The organism is Photorhabdus kayaii, from assembly GCF_025384895.1.
GTDB classification, from domain to species: domain Bacteria; phylum Pseudomonadota; class Gammaproteobacteria; order Enterobacterales; family Enterobacteriaceae; genus Photorhabdus; species Photorhabdus kayaii.
Genome location: NZ_JAJAFZ010000108.1, coordinates 1 through 8,613 on the forward strand (window position 1 = coordinate 1; position 8,613 = coordinate 8,613).

An 8,613-nucleotide genomic window follows, 5' to 3' on the forward strand; every position below is an offset into this window, starting at 1 on the left:
TAGTATATACCCTATGGATTTCAAGATGCATCGCGGCGGCAAGGGAGCGAATCCCCGGGAGCATAGATAACGATGTGACCGGGGTGAGAGAGTGCAGCCAACAAAGAAGCAACTTGAAAGATGACGGGTATAGAAGGGATTATGAAAACTACAACCCTTACTGATTGAAAGTATTTACAGTGACCAGGTTAATTGTTGCCAGCCATGTTGTTGTGCTTCGGTTTTTAAATGGGCATCAGCATTGACCGTAATTACCTCATCGGCAAATTGACACATTGGCAGATCATTAATTGAATCACTGTAAAAGCGAATAATTTGGGGATAACTATTTTTCTGTTCCAGCCACTGTTTTATCCGTTTTACTTTACCTTCACGAAAAGTCGCAATTCCATCTATTTTACCGGTATAACAGCCATTTTCCATTACCATATCAATGCCCAGTGCCGTGTGAATATTCAATTCGGTAGCAATCTTTTTTACAATAAAAGAGACTGTGGCTGAGATGATCATAATTGGGACTTGTTGCTGTTGATACTCTGCAATAAGAGCTTTAGCTTGCGGATAAAATCGAGGTCTGATTTTTTCGTTAACAAATTCAGTCAGCCAAAGATCAACTTGTTCTTGTGGAACCTGATGCAATGTTTGCAGGCTGAATGCCAGATAGTCGTTCATATTCAGCATACCTGCGCTGTAATCAACCATCATTTTTTTGTCTGCTTCGATAAAGCTGGGATCAGTAATTATGCCTTTTTCCCATAAAAACTCTGTCCATATAGCGCTGGAATCACCGGAAATTAAGGTGTCATCCAGATCAAATACTACAAGCAGTTGTGGCATGATGTTGTGTTCCTCAAGTCAAAGCACATTGATAACTGAGAATAATGCTTGTAATACTGTGTAGTGACCAATAGCAATAAAAGCATGTTTTTCTGACTAGAAAGCGTATGATTTATACAGATATTAATCGTAATTATGATGTCATGATGATGCAACAACAAATTACAGGTACAGAACGTGGCTGGTGGATTATCAGCGATGAAAATCGTATTTGGCTCCCGGAAGGGGAATTACCTTTTGGAATTGCTGTCCAATGGTCATTGCAAGGAAAAATAGCCTTGCCTATTGGTGAGTGGCAGGGTGAGAAAGTTTGGCTTATCCGTCAGAAAATGGCTTCAGATATGGTTTCTTTACGGCAAATTGTTGCAAGTGATCGTGGCTTGTTTCAATTAGCTGGCCGGGGAGTGCAATTGGCAGAGTTTTATCGCTCTCATCAATATTGTGGTTATTGCGGCAGTGAAATGCACCATAGTGTCAGTGAATGGGCTTGCTTGTGTCATCACTGTCATGAACGTTATTATCCGCAGATTGCGCCTTGTATTATCGTCGGTATTCGTCGGGATGATCATATTTTGCTGGCTCAACATCAGCGTCATCGTGGAGGCATATACACCGTCCTTGCGGGATTTGTTGAAGTCGGTGAAACACTCGAAGAAGCTGTAGCCCGCGAAGTGATGGAAGAGAGTAATATTAAAATTCGCAACTTACGTTATGTGGCTTCTCAACCGTGGCCCTTCCCTCATTCATTGATGATGGCATTTCTGGCTGATTATGATAGTGGTGAGATCCGCCATGATCCGCAAGAGCTGATTAGTGCAGATTGGTATCACTATGAGCAACTGCCATTGATTCCACCACATAATACTATTGCCCGTCGGTTGATTGAAGATACGGTTGTTCTGTGCCGAAATACGTGATGATGTACTGTTTGGCGCAATTCAACGGGAGAGATTTACCTGTCATGTTACAATGACGTTCTAATCATTGTAGTCAGATTATGTTGCGGCCAATAAATATAGATGGAGCCTGTCATGAATGCGCTGAAAAATGATCGTTATTTACGAGCTTTATTACGCCAATCCGTTGATGTTACCCCTGTTTGGATGATGCGCCAGGCTGGCCGCTATTTACCTGAGTATCAGGCTACTCGTGCTAAAGCCGGTGATTTTATTGCTTTGTGTAAAAACACTGAGCTCGCTTGTGAAGTCACTTTACAACCTTTGCAGCGTTATCCACTGGATGCGGCAATTCTCTTCTCTGATATTCTCACTATTCCTGATGCGATGGGACTGGGGCTCTATTTTGAAGCAGGTGAAGGTCCGCGTTTTAAATCTCCTGTTTTCAGCCGCGCTGATGTGGAAAAGCTGCCGGTGCCTGATCCGGAAATGGAGCTGGGCTATGTGACGGATGCCGTGCGTACGATTCGTAAGGCACTCGCGGGCAAGGTTCCTTTGATAGGCTTTTCTGGTAGTCCGTGGACACTGGCAACTTACATGGTGGAAGGTGGTAGCAGCAAGGCATTCACTAAAATTAAAAAAATGATGTATGCCGAACCTACCGTAATGCATCTGTTGCTGGATAAGCTAGCAGACAGCGTTATTCTTTATCTCAATGCTCAGATTAAGGCAGGTGCTCAGTCTGTGATGGTTTTCGATACTTGGGGTGGAGTACTGACGGGGCGGGATTATCGGGAATTTTCCTTACATTATATGCACAAAATTGTTGATGGTCTGATCCGTGAAAATGAAGGGCGTCGTGTGCCGGTGACACTGTTTACTAAAGGTGGTGGACAATGGCTGGAAGCAATGGCTGAAACCGGTTGTGATGCGCTTGGTTTGGACTGGACGACAGATATTGCCGATGCGCGCCGTCGTGTGGGGAATAAAGTCGCTTTGCAGGGTAACATGGACCCATCCATGTTATACGCCTCTCCAGAACGGATTGAGCAGGAAGTTTCGACAATTTTGCAAGGTTTTGGGACGGGTTCTGGTCATGTCTTTAACCTTGGTCATGGTATCCATCAGGATATACTGCCGGAACACGCAGGGGTATTTGTCGAAGCGGTACATAAACTTTCAGCTAAATATCATCAGTAAAAATATGATTAATACGAAAGCATTACGGCAGGAACAAATAGCAAAGGCTCAACAGGTTATCTGTTATGATGATTTTTCCCCACCTAAATTGATTGCTGGTGCTGATGTGGGTTTCGAACGGCAGGGAACTATTACCCGTGCAGCGATAGCGGTTCTTTCTTATCCTGCTCTTGAACTGGTGGAATATCAGATAGCTCGAATTGAAACTACGCTGCCTTATATTCCCGGTTTACTCTCTTTCCGTGAATATCCTGCATTAATGGCTGCTTGGCAGTTGTTGAAATACAAACCTGATCTAGTAATGGTGGACGGTCATGGCATTGCTCATCCACGTCGTTTAGGTGTTGCTAGCCATTTTGGTTTATTAGCTAATGTGCCCACAATTGGTGTGGCAAAACGTCGTTTATGTGGTGAAAGTGAACCATTGGGGGAACAGCCCGGCAGTTGCCAACCTTTGTTTGATAAAGAGGAGCAGATTGGTTGGGTATGGAGAAGTAAAAAACGTTGTAATCCGTTGTATATTTCTACAGGACACAGAATCAGTCTTGATAGCGCATTGCTATGGGTGGAATGTTGTATGAAAGGTTACCGCTTGCCTGAAACAACCCGTTGGGCAGATGGTATAGCCTCAAATAGGCCATTTTTTGAACAAATGATACAGAAAAATCCTTAAATTCGGTGTAAGCGTGTGGATATTCTTGAATTTCAGGTAAACTGCGGAGCAAATTGTGCATAACGAGTAAAAACTAATGTTACGAAACCCGATACATTTACGGCTGGAAAAACTTGAAAGCTGGCAGCATCTGACCTTTATGGCAAGTCTATGCGAACGGATGTATCCAAATTACCAGATGTTCTGTTGCCAGACGGCGTTTGCAGAACCTGCTCTTTACCGCCGTATTCTGGATTTGGTGTGGGAAATATTAGTTGTAAAAGATGCCAAGGTGAATTTTGATAATCAGTTGGAAAAGTTGGAACAAATTATTCCCTCTGCGGATGATTACGATATTTACGGTGTGTACCCGGCAATTGATGCATGTATTGCATTAGGGGAAATTATTCACTCCCGTCTGAGTGGTGAAACATTGGAGCATGCAATTGCAGTGAGTGAAATTTCAATCCGCACTGTTGCTATGCTTGAAATGACTCAGGCCGGGAAAGAAATGACCGATGAAGAACTAAAAATATTACCTGCTATTGCACAAGAGTGGGACATCCAATGGGAAATTTATCGCTTATTGGTTAGCTGCGAAGAGCGGGATATTGAGTTGATTAAAGGATTGAAAGCTGACCTCCGGGAGTCAGGAATGAGCAACATTGGTATAAATTTAACGCAGTAAAGTGAAAAAACGTGATTTAATGCTTTAAATGCCATGTTCAAAGGCTTCACTTTTGCCCCCACTCTGTTCTACATTTGGGGGGTGAAAAGAAGTGGCTATCGGTGCGTGTATGCAGGGGTGCTGTCATTCGGCATATCCGTCGCACTCGATGCTTTGCAAACGATAAACACACTGTAAGGATAATCTATGAATAAGACTGAATTAGTTGATGCAATCGCAGAAAGCACAGACCTGACTAAAGCTCAGGCAAAAGCTGCTCTGGAATCAACTTTGAATGCAATCACCGAATCCCTGAAAGCGGGCGATTCAGTACAACTGGTAGGTTTTGGTACTTTCAAAGTTAACCATCGTGCAGAACGTACTGGTCGTAACCCGCAAACCGGTAAAGAAATTACAATCGCGGCTGCAAACGTACCTGCTTTCTCTGCTGGTAAGGCTCTGAAAGACGCAGTTAAATAATTTCATTGCAAAAAAGAAAAAATAGAAGGGGTATTATTTATCCCCTTTTGTTGGTTCGTCAGGGGCTGATGACACTAGGATTCGTCTTCGCGCTCAGCGCCTGTACCAATCAACCTAAAGAACCTTCTTTCAGCGCAAGTGGATTCATTGCCAATGATGGTGTTGTCCGCTTGTGGCGTCTCAACGATCAGAACAGTAAACCTCAGGTGCTGATGAGTGTTTACAGCCCCTACCGTAATGACAATACCGTCGTGACTTTTTATGAATATAAGCAGGGAGATTTGCGCCAAATTCGTCGTGAAATTTTGAATGATAAAAATCCACTATCTGAACAACTTCGTTTGAATAAATCCGGTGATGTGATTTTTATGCAAAAGCAGTCGAAAACGCGACGAGAGCCACTTTCTAGCGATGATATTGTTCGTATGCAGTTTAATGCTAAACGGACGCTTGAATTAAGTGATGCGTTGATAGTGGGAAATGTGCGTTTGGTGCAAGGGCACTGGAATAACGGTAAAGTCACTACCTGTGCAGGTGAAACGATTTCCGTTGAGTTTGAACCTTACGCGAGGTCATGGCTTGAACAGCGTGAAAAAAGTAGCTACAGCCAATTAACCATTGCTTGGTTGGAAGCGCCTGCTGGCCGCGAATTACTGTTGGTAGCCAATAATGACTTTTGTCGTTGGGAACCGACGAAGGACAGTCTCTGACCCTCGTCAGTTTTATGATTACTTCAATCGGTTAATTGCCCGATAGCCGATATCCTTGCGGTAAAAACAGCTATTCCATTCAATCTTTTCTGCTTGTTGGTAAGCATTTTTCTGTGCATCTATAATGGTTTCTCCTAATGCTGTAACACACAGAACGCGTCCACCTGCGGTAATAACATCATTGCCTTTCATTGCTGTACCAGCATGGAAAACCTTGCTACTTTCATTTTCTTGTTGGGGCAAACCATGAATAATATCCCCTTTGTGATAATCAGCAGGATACCCTCCGGCAGCGAGTACCACACCCAGAGCAGGGCGTTCATCCCAATCAGACGTTTTACCAGCAAGCTCTCCTTTTGCACCAGCTAGACAGAGTTCAACAAGATCAGAACGCATACGCATCATGATGGGTTGCGTTTCTGGATCACCAAAGCGACAGTTAAATTCAATCACTTTTGGTTCGCCATTTTGGCTGATCATCAAGCCGGCATAAAGAAAACCAGTATAGATATGACCCTCAGCAGCCATACCGTTAACAGTAGGATAAATAATCTCTTCCATAATACGCTGGTGGATTTCATCGGTGACGACTGGAGCGGGAGAATAGGCTCCCATTCCGCCAGTATTTGGACCCGTGTCACCATCACCTATGCGTTTATGATCCTGACTGGTGGCCATCGGAATAACATTCTTACCGTCGACCATAACGATAAAGCTAGCTTCTTCACCTGTTAGAAACTCTTCAATAACAATACGATGGCCTGCATCACCAAACGCATTTCCGGCTAGCATATCTTTTATGGCGGATTGGGCTTCTTCCAGTGTCATCGCAACAATCACACCTTTACCCGCAGCCAGTCCGTCAGCTTTTATAACAATAGGAACGCCGACTTTATCCAGGTAGGCAAGAGCGGGTTCGATAGCTGTAAAATTCTGATAAGCCGCAGTTGGGATTTGATGACGTGCCAGAAAATCTTTGGTAAATGCTTTTGAGCCTTCTAATTGAGCGGCTGCCTGAGTTGGACCAAAAATAGTCAACCCGGCTTTTTGGAATGCATCGACAATACCTATCACCAATGGTGCTTCAGGGCCAACGATAGTCAGCCCAATATCATGGCTTTGTGCAAATACTAACAAGCCGTTGATATCTGTCGCTGAAATATCAATATTTTCGAGATTGCTTTCTAGGGCAGTTCCTGCATTTCCTGGAGCGACATAGACTTTATCAGCTAAAGGAGATTGAGCTGCTTTCCATGCCAGCGCATGTTCGCGTCCACCGCTACCAACAATTAAAATATTCATCAGATTAACTCCTGCTATTGATTAGTGGCGAAAATGGCGCATGCCGGTGAAAATCATAGCAATACCGTGTTCATCAGCCGCGGCAATCACTTCGTCGTCACGGATTGAACCGCCGGGTTGGATAATGCAACTCACGCCGACAGCCGCAGCGGCATCAATGCCGTCACGAAATGGGAAAAAGGCGTCAGATGCCATTGCGCATCCTTGAACTTCTAAGCCTTCATCGGCTGCTTTAATCCCAGCAATTTTTGCGGAATAGACACGGCTCATTTGGCCTGCACCAATACCAATGGTCATATCATTTTTTGCATAAACAATGGCATTAGATTTGACAAATTTAGCGACCTTCCAGCAGAACAGAGCATCTTTCATTTCTTGTTCGGTGGGATGACGTTTGGAAACCACACGTAGGTTAGTTACTGCAACCATACCAAGATCGCGATCTTGTACCAGTAGGCCACCATTAACTCGTTTAAAATCGAGGCCAGCAGCCCGGTCTTCCCATTTACCACATGTCAGAACACGGACATTTTGTTTGGTAGCTAGCACCGGTAGTACATCTTTATTTACTGAGGGGGCAATAATTACCTCGACGAATTGGCGGTCGATAATGGCTTGTGCAGTTTTAATATCAAGTTCGCGGTTGAAAGCAATAATACCGCCGAAAGCGGAGGTTGGATCTGTTTTGAATGCGCTATCATAAGCATCGTGGATATCTTTACCAATTGCTACGCCGCATGGGTTAGCGTGCTTAACAATAACACATGCAGGTTCCACGAATTCCTTAACACATTCCAGCGCTGCATCGGTATCAGCAATGTTGTTATAGGAAAGAGCCTTACCTTGTAACTGAGTTGCAGTTGCAATGGATGATTCAGAAAGATTCTCTTCTATATAGAATGCAGCGTCCTGATGGCTGTTCTCACCGTAACGCATATCCTGCTTTTTAATGAAATTCAAATTCAGAGTACGAGGGAAACGTCCTGATGGTTGAGTCGTATCGCCATAATAAGGAGGAACCAGCTTGCCAAAATAGTTAGCAATCATACTGTCATAAGCAGCGGTGTGTTCAAAAGCCTTAATGGCTAAATCGAAGCGAGTTGATTGTGTTAATGACCCCTGATTGTTATCCATCTCTTCAATGATTTTTTCATAATCCTTACTATTTACCACAATCGCTACATCTTTATGGTTCTTAGCCGCAGAGCGAACCATAGTTGGACCACCGATATCAATGTTTTCAACGGCATCTGCCAAAGTACAATCTGATTTAGCTACGGTCTGAGCGAATGGATATAGATTCACAACCACCATATCGATCGGTGAGATTTGGTGTTGTGCCATGATTTCATCATCTTGTCCGCGGCGGCCAAGGATTCCACCATGTACTTTAGGATGCAGCGTCTTAACACGGCCATCCATCATTTCAGGAAAACCGGTGTAGTCTGAAACTTCAGTAACCTTTAGATCTGACTCAGCGAGTAAACGAGCTGTGCCACCAGTAGAAAGCAATTCGACACCGCGTTGAGATAAGGCTTTTGCAAATTCAACAACCCCTGATTTATCGGAAACGCTAAGCAGGGCACGACGGATTGGACGAAGCTGTTGCATTGATTTGATCCCTTGGATTTTGTAAGGCAGTAACATGTTATTGGGAAGAACCCACTATATCAGGACATAAAAAATGGGCACTGCAATAACATTTCAGTGTAGTCAGATAAAATCGCTTGATGATTTTAACCACCGAATTGTAACGAAAACGTTTGCGTGATGCTCGATAAATTTTCATCCAACTAGCCATATGTGGATAAATCTGTTGGTAAGTAGGTATAAAGTAGAGCTTTGCTGTGGAATTAATCAAACGATCAA

Annotated in this window: 10 protein-coding genes; 6 read left to right on the forward strand and 4 right to left on the reverse strand. The window is 43.7% G+C overall.

The features are described from left to right. Positions 1-174: 174 nt before the first annotated feature. On the reverse strand, positions 175-837 hold the full coding sequence (locus tag LGZ98_RS22410) for an HAD family hydrolase (protein WP_113044051.1): 663 nt from the start codon (positions 835-837) through the stop codon (positions 175-177). Between the two features lie 149 nt (positions 838-986). Between LGZ98_RS22410 and nudC the strand changes: the two genes are divergently transcribed. From nudC to LGZ98_RS22440, 6 genes are all read left to right on the forward strand, one after another. Next, positions 987-1,754, forward strand: a complete 768-nt coding sequence (nudC, locus tag LGZ98_RS22415; protein WP_113044059.1) for an NAD(+) diphosphatase — start codon at positions 987-989, stop codon at positions 1,752-1,754. A gap of 114 nt (positions 1,755-1,868) precedes the next feature. After that, the gene (gene hemE, locus LGZ98_RS22420; RefSeq protein WP_113044052.1) at positions 1,869-2,933 is read left to right on the forward strand and encodes a uroporphyrinogen decarboxylase; all 1,065 of its coding nucleotides are present in this window, start codon (positions 1,869-1,871) and stop codon (positions 2,931-2,933) included. A gap of 4 nt (positions 2,934-2,937) precedes the next feature. Next, complete coding sequence (gene nfi, locus LGZ98_RS22425) at positions 2,938-3,606, forward strand: deoxyribonuclease V (RefSeq protein ID WP_113044053.1); 669 nt, start codon at positions 2,938-2,940, stop codon at positions 3,604-3,606. A gap of 76 nt (positions 3,607-3,682) precedes the next feature. Then, complete coding sequence (locus tag LGZ98_RS22430; protein ID WP_113044054.1) at positions 3,683-4,273, forward strand: YjaG family protein; 591 nt, start codon at positions 3,683-3,685, stop codon at positions 4,271-4,273. A 186-nt stretch (positions 4,274-4,459) separates the two neighbouring features. Then, complete coding sequence (gene hupA, locus LGZ98_RS22435) at positions 4,460-4,732, forward strand: nucleoid-associated protein HU-alpha (RefSeq protein ID WP_012776594.1); 273 nt, start codon at positions 4,460-4,462, stop codon at positions 4,730-4,732. A gap of 68 nt (positions 4,733-4,800) precedes the next feature. Beyond that, positions 4,801-5,442, forward strand: coding sequence for a DUF1481 domain-containing protein (locus LGZ98_RS22440; protein WP_113044055.1), 642 nt, complete (start codon positions 4,801-4,803; stop codon positions 5,440-5,442). Between the two features lie 18 nt (positions 5,443-5,460). Here the strand turns inward: LGZ98_RS22440 and purD are convergent, their stop codons facing one another. From purD to LGZ98_RS22455, 3 genes are all read right to left on the reverse strand, one after another. Next, positions 5,461-6,744 carry a phosphoribosylamine--glycine ligase gene (gene purD / locus LGZ98_RS22445; protein ID WP_113044056.1) on the reverse strand — a complete coding sequence of 428 codons (1,284 nt, stop codon included), beginning with the start codon at positions 6,742-6,744 and terminating at the stop codon, positions 5,461-5,463. A 21-nt stretch (positions 6,745-6,765) separates the two neighbouring features. Then, positions 6,766-8,355 (reverse strand): bifunctional phosphoribosylaminoimidazolecarboxamide formyltransferase/IMP cyclohydrolase, encoded by a 1,590-nt coding sequence (purH, locus tag LGZ98_RS22450; protein ID WP_228902763.1) that lies wholly within the window; start codon positions 8,353-8,355, stop codon positions 6,766-6,768. A 37-nt stretch (positions 8,356-8,392) separates the two neighbouring features. Further along, positions 8,393-8,613, reverse strand: a 221-nt coding sequence (locus tag LGZ98_RS22455; RefSeq protein WP_262978614.1) for a hypothetical protein, incomplete at its 5' end; no start/stop codon positions are given.